Raw genomic sequence first — 21,558 nt, forward strand, 5'->3', positions numbered from 1 at the left:
AATTAATGTATTCCACCAATACGGCTGAATCGAATACCTGTCGGCCATTCATCTGGTTGTTTTTCAAAACTGACCCAAATTGCAGTTGCCCGCCCTACAAAGTTTCCTTCCGGAACAAAACCGAAATAACGGCTATCACCGCTATTATCACGATTATCACCCATCATAAAATAGTGTCCTTTAGGAACAACCCAAGTCGCTTCAGGCTGACCATTTTGATGATAAAAATAGCGAGGATCTTCTTCAATACCTTGAGTAGTTAAAATATCGTGAGGCTTATCACCCAAAGTCTCTTGCTGTATATTAACATCGAGTACCATTGTCGTTGTCGAATCAACAATACCCTTATTGGCAAACTGTTCTAATGTGTAAAAAATAGGGCTTGATATACCTTTTTGATGCACTTCTTTCCAGTTACTTTGCTTTAGCTCAGTATAGTGCAGATTAAGTGGTTCAGCTTGATGCCCGACACAATGAGTATCACTGGTTTGACAGGCCGGATAAATCAAGATTTTCTTCTCTTTTATCAGATAAACAATTTTATCGCCCGGCATACCAACAACTCGTTTAATAAGATCCATTTGTGGAATACTAGGATGTTTAAATACCGCAACATCACCACGTTTTGGATGACCTGTTGGTATGATTACTGTATTGGTGATTGGATCTTTTAAACCATATGAGTATTTTTGCACCGCAATAAAATCACCTACTAATAGTGTTTGCATCATTGATCCAGACGGAATTTGAAAAGGTTCAAATAAAAATGAACGAATTACAAATACCACAAATAAAACCGGGAAAAACGATGCCAAGCTTTCTATCCAGCCTTTTGGTTTACCTACTTCAGCAAGAATTTTTCCGTCAATATCGCCGTTGTGCTGTTGGCGAACTTCTTCAACTTTACGTTGTCTTGCTGGTTTCCATTTAAATTTTTCCAGAAACCAAAAGATGCCGGTAATTAATGTCGCTAATGTCAATATGATGGCAAATGATCCAGCCATTTTGTTTCCTCTTTAACTGATTAATCTTTTCCTACATGCAAAATAGCTAAAAAGGCCTCTTGTGGTAACTCAACATTACCGACTTGTTTCATGCGCTTTTTACCTTCTTTTTGCTTCTGTAAAAGTTTCTTCTTACGACTAACGTCACCACCATAACATTTGGCTAACACGTTTTTGCGTAGTTGTTTTACGGTTGAACGTGCAATTATATGATTTCCAATAGCCGCCTGAATTGCGATGTCAAATTGTTGACGTGGAATAAGATCTTTCATTTTTTCAACAAGTTCACGTCCACGATAAGGTGCATTATCTTTATGCGTAATTAAAGCTAGTGCATCAACACGCTCACCATTAATGAGAACATCTAATCTGACCATGTCAGCATCCTGGAAGCGCTTAAAGCTATAATCTAATGAGGCATAACCTCTTGAAGTTGATTTTAACTTATCAAAGAAATCCAGCACAACTTCAGTCATTGGAATTTCATAGGTTAAGGCAACTTGATTACCATGATAAACCATATTGGTCTGAACACCGCGTTTTTCAACACATAAAGTAATCACGTTACCCAAATAAGTTTGGGGAACTAAAATATTACACTCTGCAATCGGTTCACGCAATTCTTGAATATTATTTACCGCAGGAAGTTTTGCCGGACTGTCGACATAAATAACTTCGTTCGAGGTTGTCAACACTTCATAAACAACCGTAGGCGCAGTTGTAATAAGGTCAAGATTATATTCACGTTCTAAACGTTCTTGAATGATTTCCATGTGTAATAATCCAAGAAAACCACAACGGAAACCAAATCCTAATGCCCCTGAGTTTTCTGGTTCATAAAACAGTGAGGCATCATTTAAACTCAATTTACCTAAGGCATCACGGAAAGCTTCATAATCATCAGAACTGGTTGGGAATAAACCCGCGTAAACTTGTGGTTTAACCTTTTTAAAACCCGGTAATGGTTTTTCCGCAGGCGCTTTTGCAGAGGTTAATGTATCACCAACCGGTGCACCTAAAATATCTTTAATCGCACACACTACCCAGCCAACTTCACCACAATGTAAACATGTTTTATCAACTTGTTTAGGCGTGAAAATACCTAACCTGTCGACATTATAAGTCATGCCGGTACTCATCACTTTGATCTTGTCGCCTTTATGTAATTCGCCATTTTTAATACGAATTAAAGACACAACACCTAGATAGTTATCGAACCATGAATCAATAATTAATGCTTGTAATGGCGCATTTGAATCACCTTCAGGCGCTGGTATGTCATTAACAAGCTGCTCTAGCACATCAACAACCCCAACCCCTGTTTTAGCAGAACATCTTACCGCATTACTTGCATCAATGCCGACAATGTCTTCGATCTCTTCGGCAACACGCTCTGGCTCCGCAGCTGGCAAGTCAATTTTGTTAAGAACTGGGACAACTTCAAGATCCATATCTAACGCAGTGTAACAATTGGCTAACGTTTGCGCTTCGACACCTTGTCCGGCATCTACAACCAATAAAGCACCTTCACAAGCAGCTAGCGAACGAGATACCTCGTAAGAAAAGTCAACATGTCCTGGTGTATCGATAAAATTAAGCTGATATGTTTCACCATTTTTAGCATGGTAATCTAATGTAACACTCTGTGCTTTAATTGTGATACCACGTTCACGTTCGAGATCCATTGAGTCAAGAACTTGTGCTTCCATTTCACGATCTGAAAGCCCGCCACAAATTTGGATAATTCGATCAGAAAGTGTAGATTTGCCATGGTCAATATGAGCAATAATTGAAAAATTGCGGATATTTTTATTCATATCAATAAGTTATAATTTGTGTTTTAGTTATATACTGTTAACCATCTGAAATGTTAATGCTTAAAATAACAATTTAGATAATCACGAAAATAGAAAATGGACATTTTACACTTTAATAGTCACTAAGCATAGTGTTATCGAGATGTTTCCTTTGGTTTCTCAACAATATTTTGTGCAATTCGTTCAACTGTATTTTGGGGAAGATTGCCGATAATAATAATGTTTTTATTACCTACATTGGTTGAAAAAATAGTCCGTCCACCTTGTTGGATAAGTTGATTAAGTTGGTTGGCTTGTTCTGACGAGACATTGACGGTAAAGGAAAACACACCATCAGAAAACAACTTAGTGGCGATATCGGAATTATAAAAATTAACACTGTAAGCTGCAACTTCTTTAAATCCTTTTGGCAACCAAGCTAAACGCCATGCATCAAGTACGTGATTCTGTGTTTCAATCGATAATAAAATTGGATAAGTATGACCTTCAATATATTTTTTAAAGGCTTTTTGATCAAAGTTTTCATCCCAATCAATTACCTTAAATTGATTAATAATTTCACTATCAAGATCAAGCAGATCAATTCGAATAGGTAAAAAGTTTTCGTCATCGATCCAAATAACATAACTGTAACGATCTTTATCTTTGGCGATCATTTTCACCAATTGAGCACTTCTGTTTGCCGTTCGGGTTTTTCCTAATAAGATAAAATCATAAGTGCTTACTAGTTCATCAAAATTATTATAAATGACATCAGGAAAAGCTTCAGTTATACGAGGGCTATTGATTGAAAACGAAGCGCTATCAGGTTGAAAATAACTCGTGATATTGTTGTGTAATATGATCTCTTTTGCAGGACCTTCAAGATAGAGCAAATGAGCGTTAACATCCTCTTTTTTTGATGCACCTAAATGGGTGTATTGGAAGGTATTAACATAATCATCTCTATCTTGCGAAAGGAAATGAATTTGATAGCTACGGGTTTGAACCGCATCACTCATTTTATTTAATAGTTTTAAAGCTTGCTCAGTTTGGGTGGCAAATGATGAAAACGAGCACAACATAAAAAACAGAGTAATAATACAATTTTTACTCTGTTTAGAGATTGAATTTATGATATCAATTATCAGTTTCATTATAATTTATTGGGCATTTAACCTTTTTTGTAATTCATAATCTTGAACTAATAACCTAATTTTATCATATTGCCTTTTATCAAGTAACTGTTGATCATTTTGCTGTTTAATGCCACCTACTGGCGCAACATTTACTCCCATAGGCACAGTATTTAATAGAGGAATACCATTAGTATCATCTGATTTACCCTGATGATACTGAACACCAGCAATAATTGCTAATGTGACACAAGCAGCTAAAGCTACTTGGCTTACTTTTCCCAGCAAATCTTTGGTACGAATCCAGAATAGATTTTCAGGTTTTGGTAATGACACTTCGTGTTGATCAGGTTGCTCAGCTAAAGGCGTATATAAATCTTCATTCGCAATAGCTTGGGCAATTTGATCGGAAAGATCTAAAGTTAATGTACTACTGTGCAGTTCTCCACGCATTGCTTCTCTTACAATGTGATAGCGGTGCCAGCAAGATTGCAAACTTTCATCATTTGATACTGCATCAATGACACGATCATCTGAAAACTCACCATCCATGAGTGATGAAAGTTGCTGTTTCTGTTCTATTTGCATAGTAGATACCTTAAATTTATGACTACTTATAACGATTTTAGGTTAACCACTAATAAGTGGCTTTATTTTTTCATCAATAGCATCACGCGCTCTAAAAATACGTGATCTTACTGTTCCAACAGGTGTATCCATGATTTCGGCTATTTCCTCGTAACTTAATCCATCGATCTCACGTAGTGTGATAGCGGTTCTTAAATCATCAGGTAATGCCTCAATAGCTTCAAATACAACTTTTTCAACTTCTTTCGAAAGCACTAAACTTTCCGGGTTATCAAAATCTCTTAACGAGTCTGCACCTTCATAAGTTTCTGCTTCACTTGCGTCAATGTCCGAAGATGGTGGTCTTCGACCTTGAGAAACTAAATAATTTTTAGCTGTATTAACGGCTATTCGATACAACCAAGTATAAAAAATACTTTCACCTTTAAATAGACTTAACGAACGATAAGCCTTAATAAAAGTTTCTTGCACAACATCGGGAACTTCCGAAGGTAAAACATAACGAGAGACCAAATGAGCTAGCTTGTTTTGATAACGAACGACAAGCAAATTAAACGCATTTTTATCTCCGTTCAAAACACGATCAACTAAAACTTGGTCTGTTAATTGCTCCCCCATTTAAGGCCATTCCTCATTATGTTAATAACTAATTAGTTGGCCCAAAATTGTGCTCACTAACTGTTAGATTCTTAAAATTGAAAAAAGTTCCCATTATTTTAATAGAAATTTTATTTTTTTTACCAGAAAAACAGAATCTCCACTATTTTATACTGAAACGTAGTATATTTCTGAAACTTCTTAACATGATCTTTTTAAAGATCTTTTAATTTAATAAAAGGATCTCTCGACAACCGTCATCATTATATATGATCTGATAAAATTGAGGTAAATTGAAATTTACCGAACTGCTAGTGGTAAAAGTAAAACGATCATCAGATAAAACGTAAAAATCATTAATCGCTTTTACCATGTTTTCTTTGGTACCATTACAATTACGATATATTTCAACTTGATTATGTTCATTGAGAATATAAAGGTCAAATCCTGTATCAGTATCTTCAAAAAAGAACTGAATAATCCCTACATATGCGACAGTATCTATCTCTTTTGGCAATTCATTAGTTTCATCGAGCATATTTAGAGGTCGTCCCTGAACTTTATTATTGGATACTGCACCATAAAAATCAATAGCGTTTTCAAATTGATGAAACGAAACCCCAAGCCGTTCAAAAAATAGATACCAAGATTGACCATCGATTCTAAGCGGTTTAACTTGCGTTAGGTTATTTTGAGTTGTTGTCAAACGCAAATCAATACACTCATCCATTAATTTTTTTACCTGCGTTTTAATTTCATCACTTAAAAATTTGCTATAACAAAAGATTTCGATTGAATCAGGTAAATCAGCATCTTTATGCATGCGATTAAGTAGCGCTTTAATTGCTTCAAGTACACACAATGCACCATTAAAATGTAATACCCGTATTTCATTCCATGAATTTCGATATAGTAAATCAATCGAACCAATCAAACTTAATTCTTCAGTGCCATAATTTAACACATTTGTGCCGATCTCATTTTCAAATGCAAGATTTGAAGTTGGATCATTTTCAAGATTTAACATAATGGCTAAATGGCGGATTTCACAAGGCCCGTAAAGCTGCTCTTCGGTTGCTGCCGGCACATCAATTGGAAAATAAGCTTTTAGATCTGCAATTAATTGGGTAATTTTTCCATTATCTCGCTCATCACCGTCGTAATAATAAAACTCAGTCGAGTCAGAGATTAAACCATTGAAATAGCACCAGCCGACAAGCTTAACTAAATACTTGCTATACTCTAAATATTGATGCCCAATAATCGATTCTAAAACAGGCTGTTGCTTAAAAATATACCAACCCGCTCGATTTATTCTATCTTCTTTAACATGAATAAAGGTTAAAACATTTTCTTGCAAATTATCAGAAATATTGAGTTTTAACGCTGTAATTTTACCCGGCAATACCTCAAATGATGCATACAGTTTGCGAGTAAGTATGGCCAAATCTTGCGGGCTTATGCGTGAATCTAAATTATTTCGACGACCAAAATTGAGTAAGTTACGATACCCTGTCATCATTGTGTGTAAAAGCACTTCATGGACTTCACGCACTTGCTCGATTTTCCACGATTGATAAGCATCTAATTTAGCAATAAGCGGTTTTCCCCAGCCCCATTGTTTGACTAAATCATCGAGCACTTTTCGCCGCCAAGATGCCGTTTGCGTTGGAACGGATAAACTTTCATTCACTTTTAAATAAAAGCACTGTCTTACTAGTTCCAATCGTTCGAAATCTTTCAGTTCAATCAAATAATCAGAGATCCTTTCTAACAGCAATAAGTAAGAATCTAAGTAATTCCCTTTATGGGTTTGAGACTGTTGTATACACTCTCGCATTTGAAAGGCTATAGGTCTATTTTCGGGATAAATCCAAGAATAGGCTTCAAGTAATAACGTTTTCAACACCGCTTTGAACGGCGAATCAATACTTTTATAAAGTTGCCATAAGCTAGCACCAAAATACTCTTCGGCTGATAATCCGGTTAATGGTCCAAAATCAATCCACTCTTCACGTTGAATAATTTTAGAATCAATTAAGCCTTGCACGCAGGCTTCATACGTTGGATATTTTGTATCATTGATTGTGAAATTTGCAGGAACAGCAAACCATAATAAAAATTTACCCGCAAGCAAATTGGCAGAGCGGTAAAACTCTTCAAGCAGTAATATATGTTGTGCTGATCCACAATTTTCACCCATTAAACATTCATGATGCTTATTAATAAAACGATCAACATCAACCACAAAGAGTGTCAATTTCACATCAAGTTCTTGAGCCCATTGCTCTATCAAACGACATTTTTGGATTAAAACTTGCTTTCTTTTTTCAGATAAATTATTTTCTACACAAACCCAAATATCGAGATCAGATGTAATTGATTGACCTATTGAGCAAGTACTGCCCATTGAATATAAAGCCGATATGTCAGAACGTGGATTTATTTCTGTTGCAGTAAAATTGAAATCAACTTCAAGTTGCTCAGCCGTTTTATCAGGAATTTGATAGTAAGTAATGCCGGACGGTACTTCTTGATTAATGTAGCCGGGTAAATTTGGATGATGATAATGAAAAAGAGCCGGTAGTAAAGAAAATACTCGTTGGAATTCCACCGACATACCACTTCGTGCTCGTTCGTGTTTCAGTAAAGCAAGATCTTTAAGTTCTTTTTTTATGTTTTTAATATAGTATTGCATAGCATTATTCAGGTGAAACACATTTACTACTAACGAACAACTTCAATCTAATATTTGCCTATTATAACGTAAAAACAATGTAAAATTAAAAATAAAACAAAATAAATATTATGATCTCAATCGAAAAAATAGCTCACATTTTAAAAAACACCAATTTTCAAAAAGAAATCAATCATAAAGCAGCAATATTGATTCCAATTGTTGAGATCGATGATCAATTACAATTGCTGTTTCAAATTCGATCCAAAACGCTAAAATGGCAGCCGGGCGATATCTGTTTTCCGGGTGGAAAAGTGGAAAAAAACGACTTAACACCCCAAGATACCGCAATTAGAGAAACCAATGAAGAGCTCGGTATTAATACCAATCAGATCACAATTTTAGGTCAATTACCAAAATTTATAGCCAGTTTAGGAATGGTTATCTATCCCTTTGTTGGTAAAATCGATTCTATAAATAATTTACAGCTCAATACAGATGAAGTTGAAGATATTTTCACTGTACCTATTCAATGGTTTATCAATAATTCCCCGAAACAAGCAACCATGTTAGTCGGTCATAAGCCGGCTAATGATTTTCCTTTTGATTTATTACCTAATCGATCAACTGATTGGCAAAAAAGATCTGAACATCGAGTCTATTTTTATCAATTCCATAATCACGTTATTTGGGGATTAACTGCTCAGATCATCCAAAATTTTATTCACACAATTAACACTAATCGATAAAATTTGGTTGATTATTAGACAGTATTTTTCCTTGAAAATCACTTAAATTATCTGTAATTTTTTTGCAATTTATGCGAAAAAACATTTTTTTAATATAAATATCTTGATTTTTAGCCTAATAATCATATATATATAATATAAGTTGTTTAACAATTCCCTCATGGACAACTTATTGTCTAACGCTTTTTATAAGTAGACAAAGACAAAATCCGAGAGTACTTAAAGTAAATCTCTCTCATTTCTATGCCGTAATATCTGCCATTAAGTAAGCGTTAAAGATTGATTATAATTTTAACCTAAATATGAAGGATACTAACATGAAGCATCTTAATAAATCATCTATCGCTCTAGCCTTATTATTATCTTTACCTGTTGCAAATCTTTATGCCGCAGAGCCTTTAACTGAGCAACAAAGTGAAAACTTAATTCCATTAAAAGAAATTTCAGTGACAGGTTCTTATTTACAAGCACAAAACGCAGCTGATGACATTTCTAGAGCAGCTGATGAAGAAGGCGCAAAATATTATCATATCAAAGCGATCGAAAGCGCATCTGCTGGCGATTCATCTGATCGAGCCATTGTGTATGCCGACATCTATTTACAAAATGCCCCTATTGCCGTTAGTAAAGAGCCAATTACACATAATAATGTCGTAGTTTATTCTCGCTCTAAAGCGCTTTATTACCTTCCATTTGAAGTTGTCAAATTCAAAGGCAATTACAACAATACATCTGAAATTATGGATGAAGCAAGTAAGCTTGCAACTGAAAAAGGTGCTTATGCATTTTATGTAGATTCAATTTCAGCGGCGGATACCAAAAACCGTGCACAAGATGTTGATGTATTACTTTATAAAAAAGATGCGCCAGTAAGAAACTTCATCGTAACTAAAGCAATTGCAGGTCAAGATGCTTACGAAATTAGCAGTGATGCATTTAAAACAATGCAACCTTATGAAACCATTACTTTCCATGGTGTCTTTAATAACACCAGTGAAATAAGCGCTGCTGCTCAAAAACATGCTATTGCTAACGGTGCCCATTTCTATTATGTCAAAGAAGTTTCAGCCAACCGCGCAGGAACTGCACAAACAGTATATTTAAATTTATATAAATAAGTTTAAATAAACAAACTCCACAAGCGACATCAATAAATATCGCTTGTGGACTTTTTTAACGCAATTTAGGTTTATCTATCAAATCCGCTCGTATATTCCTACTCACAAAGCTTCTTCATTAATTAACTTTCATCTGTCAGCCTATAAACTCAGTCCGATCATGCATCAAATCCAGATAAGTAATAATGAACTTATTCGATACCTAAGTTATTTGAACTATGCTTAGTTTGCCGAAAATTAGCGATATCCTATTCGGACCAATACAGAAATATAAAAAGAAGGTTGAGTAATAATTGTATATTGAGAGATTCAAAGCAGATTAGAAAATATTTGCATGTGGTAAAAATGGCTGGGGTACCAGGATTCGAACCTGGGCATGGCGGGATCAAAACCCGCTGCCTTACCGCTTGGCTATACCCCAATTATAATGGAGAAGAGATATCTGGTACGGGTAGTGAGATTTGAACTCGCACACCTTTCGGAACTAGAATCTGAATCTAGCGCGTCTACCAATTCCGCCATACCCGTAAAGGAATAACCAAGAATGTATAAAGCAAAGACAAAACAGATTAGCTAATAGATATCAAAATATGCAGATTGGAATGGCTGGGGTACCAGGATTCGAACCTGGGCGTGGCGGGATCAAAACCCGCTGCCTTACCGCTTGGCTATACCCCAATAAGGATAAACATTAAGATTAAAATGGTGCGGGTGAAGGGACTTGAACCCCCACGCCTCGCGGCGCCAGAACCTAAATCTGGTGCGTCTACCAATTTCGCCACACCCGCATTATATACTTTTAATAAAGTAAACTTAATCTTAATGGTGGCTACGACGGGATTCGAACCTGTGACCCCATCATTATGAGTGATGTGCTCTAACCAACTGAGCTACGTAGCCATTTCATTCGCAACGTCATAACCAACACTGCGAGGCGCATTATGCTTGTGTTAAGCCAAATCGTCAACCCTTTTTTTTAGATATTTTAAAAAAAAGTCGCAACTGATTAAGATGCAATCAAATCCAGTTTAATAACGCTTCAATTCGTCTTTTTTGTAACTCAACTTGAATAAACTTTCCTGCAAAGCCTTCTGCAATAATATCTTGCACATTGACACTACTAGCGATTTTATAAGCGTCTTTAAGATATCGAGCTTGAGTAAACTCCTTGCTGGTTGCATAAGCTTGGCCAGCAGCAATCAGTTGATTAAGATGCGCCGGATTTCGCCAAACATCAATACTATTGAATAAATCATTAAGTTGTTGCGCTGTCAGTTTGTCAGCACAAACGGCACGATTAATGTTTTGTTGCACCATAATAGCTGTCTTAGAAAAGTTATTTGGCGCTTTAATGTGTGAACATAATGCCTCAACAGATTGACGTGTTGGCATCTTGGCACATAACACAGCAAAACGCACCACAAGTTCGTCAGTAATTAAAGCTGATTGTTTCAATGCCGCTAAATTCGCTTCAGAGAGTGTTAAAGGTGTAAACAAGATTGATAGCGCCCCACACTGTTTTAGAACTTCAAAATAGATTTGTGGATTTTGGGTCGCTAAAGCCTTTTCGGTCTCTTTCCAAACCCGTTCGGGTGTGAGGGAATTAACCTCGCCCCCCTGCACCATCTCAACCATTAAATCTTGAGTCTCTTGAGCAATGGTAAAACCTAAATGAGCATAACGAGCAGCAAAACGAGCAACACGTAAGATACGCAAAGGGTCTTCTCGAAAAGCGGGGGAAACATGGCGTAATAATTTATGATTGAGATCTTCCACACCATGGTAAGGATCAACTATATTGCCGTTTTCGTCCATTGCAATAGCATTAATGGTCAAATCCCGACGAATAAGATCTTGTTCTAGGGTAATTGTTTTATTGAAGTCACAGATAAATCCGGTATAACCTTTACCGGATTTTCTTTCGGTGCGAGCTAAAGCATACTCTTCTTTTGTGACAGGATGTAAAAAGACAGGAAAGTCTTTACCAACTTGCTGGTAACCTAATGATAAAAGTTCATCGGGTGTTGCACCTACAACCACCCAATCACGATCCGTCACCGGTAGATTTAACAATCTATCCCGTACAGAGCCACCAACAAGATAGATTTTACTCATTTAGCGCATCCACCGATCTTTATTGCGTCGACGAGGAATAATATGAGGTAAAATAAGCCCCAAAATTAAACCGCCACCGGCAACAAGCCCACCATAAGTGAACCATGTGACAATCAGATCACGGCGCTTGTCATCAACTTGATTTAACATTGATTCAAGTTGATTTTCAAGCTGTTTTGATTTTGCTTCAAGTGCTTTATTTTTATTTTGCAATGTCTCAACTAATTCATCAGAAACTTGCAGTTTTTCAACATAGCTTTTAACCATATCTTGTTGATGTTTTTCTGCATTTTCGACTTTATCTTTATATTCAGCAAGTTGGGCTTCTAATTCAGGAAAACGCTCTTTATAACTAGGATTTTCGCTCAATTTTGCCGACTCGATCCAAGCAGAACCACCATTACGAGTCTGAATTCGTGTATATTTACCGTCAGCACTTTTTTCTAATTCAACAACTTTATCGCCAGCTTTAACCGAACCAGAAAAAGCATAATTAGAGCTCGGTCCTCGACGTAAATAAACATCTACATTGTCAGATACATATTTATCGACAGCATTGGCACTAAAGACTAATGTTAAAAGCGAAACAAAAGTAATAATATTCTGTTTTTTCATAATATTTCTGCTATTTATTCATAATTGTTACATAATAACATAAAAAATAGGCTTTTCGCATAACCATTTAGAATAATTATGAATAAATAGATAATAAGTTTTCACTCCAAAAATGAAAACGATTACATTTTATGAGATCTTAATCACAAAATTAACAATTAATAATACTATTTTAGTTCAATTTTCATTATCTTATACCCGTGATGTGATTAACTTTGGGAGAAGACATGAACTATCATCTTAGAAATAATAATATCGATATTATCTTACGCACTAAACCTTATGCAGAACTTTGTTATTTTGGTAAACGGTTACATGACAAATCACCGGATGCGATAGATATGTTTATACCTGCGGTGCCTAATGCGCGTATTGATGTTGACGTACCTTTTACGCTTAGCCCCGAAGAAGGCTTAGGTAATTTTAGTACCCCCGGGCTTGAAGGGCATCGAAATGGCCAAGATTGGTCACCTGTTTTTGTCACCAAAGAAGTTAAAACATCCGGTAATGACATCACCATAATCAGTGAGGATAATATTGCAAAACTCCGGTTAACTAGCAGATTAATTTTGGATGATAGCGGCGTTTTGCAGTGTCAAAATAGTCTGACTAATTTAGCAGATGAACCCTATCAAGTTAGCCGTCTATCAGTAACACTACCTATTCCGGAACGAGCGCAGGAGCTAATGGCATTTAGTGGGCGGTGGATTAAAGAGTTTTTCCCACACCGAACAAAAATAGAACATTGTGGATATTTACAGGAAAACCGCCGTGGGCGCACATCGCACGAATATTTTCCGGGAATGGTTGTAGGCGCAGAAGGATTTAAAGAACAGACTGGCGAAGTTTGGGGAATTCATTTGGGTTGGAGTGGTAATCACCGAATTCAAGTCGCCGTAAAAAGTAATGGTAAACGTTTTATTCAAGCAGAAGCTCTCTACTATTCAGGTGAGATATCTTTAGCTAAAGGAGAAACACTCAGCACGCCTTGGCTATATGCGACTTATAGCGATGAAGGCTTAAATAAAATGAGCCAAAATTTTCATCAATTTTTACGCCAAAATATCATTAAATTTGTACAAAATAAACCACGTCCGGTACATCTTAATACTTGGGAAGGGATCTTTTTTGACCATAACCCGGAGTATATTATGCAAATGGCAACCAAAGCAGCTCAAATGGGCGTGGAACGCTTTATTATTGACGACGGTTGGTTTGGTAAACGAGACGATGACTATCAAGCATTAGGTGATTGGTATTTAGATGAACGAAAATACCCAAATGGTTTAGAGCCTGTAATCAAACATGTGAAAGATCTCGGTATGGAATTTGGTATCTGGGTCGAACCGGAGATGATCAATAAAAATTCTGATCTTTATCGGGCTCATCCGGATTGGTTACTCGAGTTACAAGGTTACAATCAACCAGAAGGGCGACATCAATATTTACTCGATTTACAAAATCCAGCCGTTTTTGATTACCTATTGGAAAGATTGACTTGGTTGCTCAGTAGTTATGATATTGATTACATTAAATGGGATATGAATCGTGAAATCGTTCAAGCTGGTCATGAAGGCTACCCGGCAATTGTCGGACAAACAAAAGCACTTTATCGATTGATTGATATCTTACAACAAAAATTCCCTCATGTTGAAATTGAATCGTGTTCATCAGGTGGTGGGCGTATTGATTATGAGATTTTAAAACGAACTCAACGTTTCTGGACTTCAGACTCTAACGATGCCTTAGATCGACAAATTATTCAACGTGGTATGAGTTATTTCTTCCCTCCAGAGGTAATGGGGGCGCATATTGGTGGTGCATTATGCCATACAACTTTCCGTCAATTACACATGAATTTACGGGGCTTAACAGCGTTATTCGGACATATGGGCGTTGAGCTAGACCCGGTTAAAGAGTCAGACGCTGAGCAACAAGGTTTTGCGCACTATATCAAATTACATAAACAACTTCGGCCATTACTGCATAATGGTAACAGCGTTCGTTTAGATGTGGACGATGCGCCAGCTATGCAAAGTTATGGGGTTGTCAGCCAAGACCAAAAACAAGCCGCTTTCATTGTCGCACAATTAGCACTACCAACTTATGCATTAAGTGGTAATTTACGTTTAACAGGTTTATTACCGGATAAACAATATCACATTGAAGTGTTAGATATGCCGGATAATATTGATCCAAAAATTAGTGGTCATGCAATGAAAGTATTACCAAAATGGATGGAGCAACAAACCATATTATCTGGAGATTGGTTAATGAATATCGGATTACCATTGCCAGTTCTAGATCCTGCTACGGCAATGCTGATAAAAGTAACAGCTAAATAATATGACTTAAAATCCATAACTTAGCATTTATGAAAAAAAGGGGAAATGGTGAAAATATCCACGTCCCCTTTAATAACTTATTTTTACTGAAACGATTCAGGATTAGATAGGGTTTGGCAAACTTAACGTTTTGCCTTATCATGCATAGTGAAGTCACATATTTGGAGTAATATGTTTTACAAACAGAATCAACTTTAGGATGCAAGTAAAATGATTCAAGTGCAGGTTCCCCTTCCGCTTTACTAGCCCTTTTTGTTTTTAATCGTTGGTAGTCTACAAGCTCTATATTGACAAATAATATACATAAAAACATAATTTTATAAGAAGTAATTAAATAAAGGGTCTTTTTTATGGCGACAATAAAAGATGTTGCACAATTAGCTAAAGTATCTGTTGCAACAGTATCAAGAGTGATCAATAACGCAGACAATGTCAGTGATAAAACACGTGAAATTGTGAAAAAAGCCATGGAAAAATTAGACTATTATCCAGATGCTAATGCACGTGCATTATCCCAGCAAAATTCAAATACAATCGGTATTGTCGTTGCGGATGTCTCTGATCCTTTTTTTGGCGCTATGGTCACAACAATTGAGAAAGTGGCCAAACGAACAGGAAACTTTTTATTAATTGGTAATGGATATCATCAAGAAGAACAAGAATACAATGCTATCACGCAGCTCATTGAACACCGATGCTCATCACTGGTTATCCATGCTAAAGTTTTGCCAGATTCTAGATTAATAAAGTTAATGCAACAAGTGCCGGGCATGGTTTTAATTAACCGAATAGTAAAAGGTTTTGAAAAACGTTGTATCGCTCTTGATGATCGCTATGGGTCATATTTAGCGGTTAAACATTTGATCCAAAATGGTCATCGTCAAATTGGTTATTTATGTTCTAATCATGAAATATCTGACTCATCAGATCGATTACAAGGTTATAAAGAGGCATTAGCTGAACATAATATAAAAGTTGATGAAAATTTAATTACTTTTGCATCACCAAATGAAGTCGGTGGCGAGCAAGCAATGATGTCATTACTTGAACGCAATCGTCAGATTACCGCTATAGCTTGCTACAACGACTCCATGGCAGCTGGTGCAATGTCCGTACTTTATGACAACGATATTAAGATCCCTAACGAAGTTTCGATTATTGGTTTTGATGATTTATTACTGGCAAGGTACTTACATCCAAAATTAACCACTGTTCGCTATCCGTTACAAACTATGGCTGAGCAAGCTGCTGAACTTGCCTTGTTATTAGCTAAAGGCGAAGAGCCTCCGACTAATCTAGTTAATGTATTTGTACCAACATTAACCAAACGCTATTCAGTTAATTTTATTCAAGAATAAGTTTAAATTTTCCTATTTCCTAAAATACAAATATCATCTGAACAATTTGAGCAAAGCAAATTAACCTTGTCATTGTTCAGATGAAATTTTTTTGATTTTAGCCGTAATGACTAAAACCAAACTTCAGTTTGAACACCAAAACTCAATTGATGATCTTTACCGTTAAAATCAAACTTACTTATATCATTTTGCAACGATTCAATATAAGAGGCATAAAAACGGATATCCGGTCTGGAAGATAAAATACTTTTTCCAACTTTAAAAGAGTGATAAAGCGTTGTTTTATATCCTTCCTCTCGATAAGTTTTGTTACCCGCTTTATTCTTCTGTTTGAAATAACCAATCTCTACACCACTTTGATTATAATTATCCCAGATATAAGCAGGTCGAATTGCGGATTTGAAGCTGCTAAAATCGGTGTGCGGTAAATTAAGATCATAAGAATAAACATCATTACCTGTGGTTAATGCTAATGCATGAGCAACAATAACATCATCACTTAAATAAGCCTCACCTTCAGAGACTAAACGATACGCTTTACCGCCCGTATGTGTGCCAATATAGTCATTATCGGCATTAGCTGCAAACTCAGGGTTATTCGTATTAATATTAGCAAAATGCGAAGCAACCGAATTGGTAGCCGTTTGTAAGGTAAACTGATTAAACCCGCCAAAGAATTGATTTTGGCGTAAAACTAAACTTGCTAACCAAGCATTTTTGACAGACACACTATCTTGAATTTTTGATTTATTCGGCGCTGAATAACGTGCATTAACACCGAGCGTTGCATCATTCCACAGCGGGATATCACGGTAACGAATCTCTATTTCATTCAAATCAACTTCTTCTTTTTTATATTGGGTTAATTCATTCCCCTCACTATCAGTTCCAATAACTTCTTTTTTGCCATTTCTAACATTCACATCCGCTCGAACTAATGCTAAATCAAGTGCGCCGACACCCACTTTGAGATTTTCGATACCGATACCACCACCGGCAGGGGTTTTTTGTGTTTTCCAGTCTAACATCTGGATTTCGTTATAAGGTAAAGAGTGTTTACCCACCCAAAGTTTTGCTTCAGGAAAGAAGGGGACAAATCCTGTAGTTTCCAAATAAATATCTGAAAACTGCATAATATTATCATCTTGAGTATTAAATAGCCCTGCTGCTTTATTCGTTGCCACATTTCCATCAATCATGACAATGGCATCAACTCGCCTTGAATCTTGATCATACACTTTTTGCTTAAAGATAAGATCATACCAACCACCATACTCATTACCAAATCGACCTAATGCCCCTTCAGCATAGTTTTTAGGTTTTCCGTTTCTGGAAGTTGACCATCCTCCACGAAAATAGCCGTTATAAGAAAAACCAATTTCTTCTTTAATATAATCTTTAAATTCGTCTAAAGTGAAAGCCGTTTTCACTGGTTGATCTACTTGTTGTGTAGCTTCGCCATTGTTACTCACAATAATAACTTGATTATTAGTATTAACCTGTTGCTGTGGAATGACTGGCGTTTGTTGTTTAACAATCGCTGTTGATTGACTATCTTTAAGGGCTTTTTTCTGATTGTTTATTACTACTTGTTGTTTTTGTAGATCGCTATTTAATTTTGCAATTTGTTTATTTGATGCTATTACTTGTTTTTTTAAATCATTAGACTCTTCACTAAGTGCTAATAATTTCTGCTCTAATACAGCAAGCCTTGCTTCTAACTCATCTTGAGTAGCAGCCATAGCATTTGGCAAATAACACAAACTAAGCAAAGTCACTAAAACGATTCGTTTAAGTTTTACTTTACATACTGTTTTTGTTGAATTTTTCATTTTTCCCTACTCATTTATTTTGCTGAACAATTAAAAGCCCCGTAAATTTGGGACAAAAAAAAACCTAAAGAACAGTTTTCGCTGTTCTTTAGGTTTTGCCCGATAATATATGCTCGGTAACAATCCAAATCCATTTATGGACGCTTTTTAATATAACGAATAAAAATGGTTATTCAAAAACTTATTGCCAATATTGTGAACTATATCACAGTAATAATTTTTTTGTTGTTAGCAAAAACTGGAGGTGTAATCGCATATTAATTTTAAAGATAAAAAACAACAAACAATCTTATTTAATAAAAGTGTATACGATTACATAAATGTTAAGTTGATCACTGTTTTTGAACGTTGGTTATTTATAATTAAAGAGATTTAAAAACGTATATGAATTAACCCAAAATTGATAGCTTAAGAATAAGTGGAGAATATATGAATCCGTCTTTTAATGAAATTATAAACCGACATGATTGGAATAATTTATCCGTTTTGAGTATTAACAAACTTGATACGCACCCCTTATTCCATAGCTGGCGAGACAAACAAAGTGCGAAAAACAATAGCCATAGTGATGCAATAATATCGTTAAATGGCGATTGGTTTTTTAGCTACTTTACTAGTCCAAAACTTGTCCCCGAATCGTGGTTAAAAAAAGAGCTCGATACCACAACCATACCTGTACCGTCTAATTGGCAATTACAGGGTTATGATTCACCGGTTTACACTAACATTCGTTACCCTTTTGCATATAATCCTCCCTTTGTGCCCGAGGAAAACCCAACAGGCTGCTATTCAACCTATGTTGATATAACAAAACAGTGGCTAGGTGAAGGTGAAACAAGAATCATCTTTGACGGCGTGAGTTCAGCTTTTCACCTTTGGTGTAATGGTCATTGGGTTGGTTATTCACAAGATAGTCGAATTGCTGCTGAATTTGATTTAACACCATTTTTAAAAGTAGGTAAAAACCGCATTGCGGTATTAGTTTTAAAATGGTGTGACGGTAGTTATCTTGAAGATCAAGATATGTGGCGATTAAGTGGTATCTTTCGTGGCGTTTCATTACTTAATAAACCAAAATCGCATCTTCGAAATATTGAAATTCAAACTCAATTTGATGATTGTTATCAAAATGCTAATTTATCACTACAAATTGATGTTAAACATCACGGTGATAGCGAGTTATTAAAGGTCGATATTGAATTATGGCAAAAAAATACTTTAATTGCCGAACATCAACAATCAATCGGTACACCGTCGATCGATGAAAAAGGCGGATATAATGACCGTTTATATTGCCGCATCCCCGTTACCAAACCGCAGATATGGAGTGCTGAAACGCCCAATCTTTACCGTGTGGTTGTCAGCTTATATCACAAAAAGAACGGATTAATCGAATCAGAAGCTTATAATGTTGGTTTTCGCACTATTGAAATTAAGCATGGGCAACTTTGTATAAATGGTAAACCATTACTGATAAAAGGAACTAATCGACACGAATTCTATCCGGATATGGGTTATGCACTCACCGAAGAAGCCATGTTGCAAGATATTAAACTCATTAAACAGCACAATTTTAACGCTGTTCGCTGTAGCCATTATCCCAACGATCCTCGCTGGTATGAACTTTGTGATCAATATGGCCTGTATTTAGTAGACGAAGCCAACATTGAAACGCATGGTATGTTTCCAATGTCCCGCTTATCTGATGACCCAAGGTGGCTTGCCGCTTACAGTGAAAGAGTCACTCGCATGGTACAGCGAGATCGCAATCATCCATCTATAATCATTTGGTCGTTAGGTAATGAATCTGGACATGGAGCCAATCACGATGCGCTTTATGCTTGGATAAAAAGTCATGATCCCACTCGTCCGGTTCAGTACGAAGGCGGTGGTGCGAATACAGCTGCTACCGATATTATTTGCCCGATGTATGCAAGAGTCGATCAAGATCAACCACACCCTTACGTCCCTAAATGGGCGATAAAAAAATGGATTTCAATGCCTGATGAAAAACGTCCTTTGATACTCTGTGAATATGCCCATGCTATGGGTAATAGCTTAGGCGGATTTTTTAAATATTGGCAAGCATTCAGACAATACCCTCGATTACAAGGTGGTTTTATCTGGGAATGGGCTGATCATGGCATTCGTTGTCATACTCAATCTGGTGACAGCTATTGGGCTTATGGCGGTGATTTTGGCGAAGCATACCATGACAGACAATTTTGCTTAGACGGTTTAGTTTTTCCCGATCGCAAATTACACCCAAGTGTCATCGAGGCAAAAAAAATACAACAACCTTTTCAATTTAAATTAATTAATCAAGAACCACTAATAATTGAAATTACCAGCGAATACCTATTCCAACATAGCAATAATGAAGTTTTGCACTGGGAATTATCGTTAAATGGTAAGAAAAAACTAAGTAATAAAATTAAACTCGATATTAAACCAACTGCCAGCGTATCGATCACTTTATTAGATAAATTACCTGATGCGCTCAATGATGAAGACTTATATTTAACCGTACAGGTGATACAAAACAAAGCGACATCTTGGTCACCCGCTAAACATATTGTTGCATGGGAGCAGTGGAAATTAAAAAATAACTACATTGCACCGATCGCATTTGTATCGAATAAAAATCAACTCAAATTGAGCGAAAATCAAGATCTGTATGTGGTCAACTTTCAAAATCAAGTTTGGCAATTTGACAAACAAACCGGGCAATTAAGTCAATGGTTAAAAGCCAATAAGCCATTATTAGCCTCCCCTTTTGCTGACCAATTTATACGAGCTCCGATTGATAATGATATTGGTATTAGTGGTGATTTTGACAGTAACAATAACCCGTTTGCTTGGGTTGAGCAATGGAAAGCTTCGGGTTACTACAATCTTTCCCACCAATGCTTAGGTATTGATGTTACTCAATCAATTGATAAAATTGTTATTGAAGCTTTGCACGGCTACTATGTCAAAAACCAGCGAGTCATCCAAAGTAGGTGGTTACATCAATTTGATTCACAAGGTAACTTAACAATATCGGTGCACGTTGATATAAACAATGATATGCCGGCTCCTGCCCGTATCGGTCTGACCTATCAATTAAGACAGATACCAAAACAGGTGAAATGGCTAGGTTTAGGACCTCATGAAAATTACCCTGACCGTAAAAGTTCGGCTATTTTTGCCCAGTGGTCATTACCATTTTCAGCACTCTACACCCCATATATTTATCCATGCGAAAACGGTTTACGTTGCGATGTGAAGAAATTGCAACTTAATGACATGATTATCACCGGTCAAAAGTTCAAATTTAATATTAACCAATACGGTACCAAACAACTAATGGAAACATCACATCGCCACTTGCTCGAACCGCAAACCACCGCTTATGTGAGTATCGATGCTTATCATATGGGTATTGGCGGAGATGACTCGTGGACACCTAATGTTCATCAAGAATATTTACTCACGGATAAACATTATAGTTATCAACTGGTATTTAGATGTTGAGATAAGCCGATTTTAACCAAATAAAAAGGCACAATTTTTGTGCCTTCTAACTACCTTTTACAAATCTACCACTTGATCATAACGACGAGCAAACTATAAAAGATATTGGGAA

Annotated in this window: 14 protein-coding genes and 5 tRNA genes; 5 read left to right on the forward strand and 14 right to left on the reverse strand. The window is 36.3% G+C overall.

The genetic code is table 11. The annotated features are described in order from the left end of the window. Positions 1-2: 2 nt before the first annotated feature. The 6 genes from lepB to GYM74_RS08780 form a co-directional block, all read right to left on the reverse strand. Positions 3-1,004, reverse strand: a complete 1,002-nt coding sequence (lepB, locus tag GYM74_RS08755) for a signal peptidase I (RefSeq protein ID WP_220217848.1) — start codon at positions 1,002-1,004, stop codon at positions 3-5. Positions 1,005-1,024: 20 nt separating this feature from the next. Continuing rightward, entirely contained in the window at positions 1,025-2,821 is a 1,797-nt protein-coding gene (gene lepA, locus GYM74_RS08760) for a translation elongation factor 4 (RefSeq protein ID WP_220217849.1), read from the reverse strand. A 134-nt stretch (positions 2,822-2,955) separates the two neighbouring features. Next, positions 2,956-3,957, reverse strand: coding sequence for a MucB/RseB C-terminal domain-containing protein (locus GYM74_RS08765; RefSeq protein WP_220217850.1), 1,002 nt, complete (start codon positions 3,955-3,957; stop codon positions 2,956-2,958). A 6-nt stretch (positions 3,958-3,963) separates the two neighbouring features. Next, positions 3,964-4,524 (reverse strand): RseA family anti-sigma factor, encoded by a 561-nt coding sequence (locus tag GYM74_RS08770; protein ID WP_220217851.1) that lies wholly within the window; start codon positions 4,522-4,524, stop codon positions 3,964-3,966. A gap of 42 nt (positions 4,525-4,566) precedes the next feature. Beyond that, on the reverse strand, positions 4,567-5,142 hold the full coding sequence (gene rpoE, locus GYM74_RS08775; RefSeq protein ID WP_220217852.1) for an RNA polymerase sigma factor RpoE: 576 nt from the start codon (positions 5,140-5,142) through the stop codon (positions 4,567-4,569). A gap of 205 nt (positions 5,143-5,347) precedes the next feature. Then, the gene (locus GYM74_RS08780) at positions 5,348-7,840 is read right to left on the reverse strand and encodes a class I adenylate cyclase (RefSeq protein ID WP_220217853.1); all 2,493 of its coding nucleotides are present in this window, start codon (positions 7,838-7,840) and stop codon (positions 5,348-5,350) included. 89 nt (positions 7,841-7,929) lie between these two features. Between GYM74_RS08780 and GYM74_RS08785 the strand changes: the two genes are divergently transcribed. Further along, positions 7,930-8,547 (forward strand): CoA pyrophosphatase, encoded by a 618-nt coding sequence (locus GYM74_RS08785; RefSeq protein ID WP_220217854.1) that lies wholly within the window; start codon positions 7,930-7,932, stop codon positions 8,545-8,547. Positions 8,548-8,864: 317 nt separating this feature from the next. Next, entirely contained in the window at positions 8,865-9,665 is an 801-nt protein-coding gene (locus GYM74_RS08790; RefSeq protein ID WP_220217855.1) for a YdgH/BhsA/McbA-like domain containing protein, read from the forward strand. Between the two features lie 346 nt (positions 9,666-10,011). On the opposite strand, the gene GYM74_RS08795 is transcribed toward GYM74_RS08790, so the two are convergent. The 7 genes from GYM74_RS08795 to GYM74_RS08825 form a co-directional block, all read right to left on the reverse strand. Beyond that, positions 10,012-10,086, reverse strand: a tRNA-Gln gene (locus GYM74_RS08795). A 22-nt stretch (positions 10,087-10,108) separates the two neighbouring features. Further along, positions 10,109-10,193, reverse strand: a tRNA-Leu gene (locus tag GYM74_RS08800). 75 nt (positions 10,194-10,268) lie between these two features. Continuing rightward, a tRNA-Gln gene (locus tag GYM74_RS08805) sits at positions 10,269-10,343 on the reverse strand. A 25-nt stretch (positions 10,344-10,368) separates the two neighbouring features. Next, positions 10,369-10,453 (reverse strand) — tRNA-Leu (locus tag GYM74_RS08810). A 35-nt stretch (positions 10,454-10,488) separates the two neighbouring features. Next, positions 10,489-10,565: transfer RNA gene (locus tag GYM74_RS08815), tRNA-Met, on the reverse strand. 117 nt (positions 10,566-10,682) lie between these two features. Continuing rightward, positions 10,683-11,780, reverse strand: a complete 1,098-nt coding sequence (locus GYM74_RS08820; RefSeq protein ID WP_220217856.1) for a hypothetical protein — start codon at positions 11,778-11,780, stop codon at positions 10,683-10,685. Further along, positions 11,781-12,395, reverse strand: a complete 615-nt coding sequence (locus GYM74_RS08825) for a TIGR04211 family SH3 domain-containing protein (protein WP_220217857.1) — start codon at positions 12,393-12,395, stop codon at positions 11,781-11,783. A gap of 227 nt (positions 12,396-12,622) precedes the next feature. On the opposite strand from GYM74_RS08825, the gene GYM74_RS08830 reads away from it, so the two are divergent. Continuing rightward, positions 12,623-14,740: an alpha-galactosidase gene (locus GYM74_RS08830; protein WP_220217858.1), complete on the forward strand. Its 2,118-nt coding sequence runs from the start codon at positions 12,623-12,625 to the stop codon at positions 14,738-14,740. Between the two features lie 350 nt (positions 14,741-15,090). Further along, a complete protein-coding gene (gene galR / locus GYM74_RS08835) occupies positions 15,091-16,098 on the forward strand; it encodes an HTH-type transcriptional regulator GalR (protein ID WP_220217859.1) in 1,008 nt (335 codons plus the stop codon). 110 nt (positions 16,099-16,208) lie between these two features. Here the strand turns inward: galR and GYM74_RS08840 are convergent, their stop codons facing one another. Beyond that, on the reverse strand, positions 16,209-17,930 hold the full coding sequence (locus GYM74_RS08840; protein WP_220217860.1) for a carbohydrate porin: 1,722 nt from the start codon (positions 17,928-17,930) through the stop codon (positions 16,209-16,211). Positions 17,931-18,359: 429 nt separating this feature from the next. Between GYM74_RS08840 and GYM74_RS08845 the strand changes: the two genes are divergently transcribed. Further along, entirely contained in the window at positions 18,360-21,446 is a 3,087-nt protein-coding gene (locus GYM74_RS08845; RefSeq protein ID WP_220217861.1) for a beta-galactosidase, read from the forward strand. Positions 21,447-21,558: the final 112 nt, after the last annotated feature.

This window comes from Gilliamella sp. ESL0405 (assembly GCF_019469205.1).
In the GTDB taxonomy this organism is placed as follows: Bacteria; Pseudomonadota; Gammaproteobacteria; order Enterobacterales; family Orbaceae; genus Gilliamella.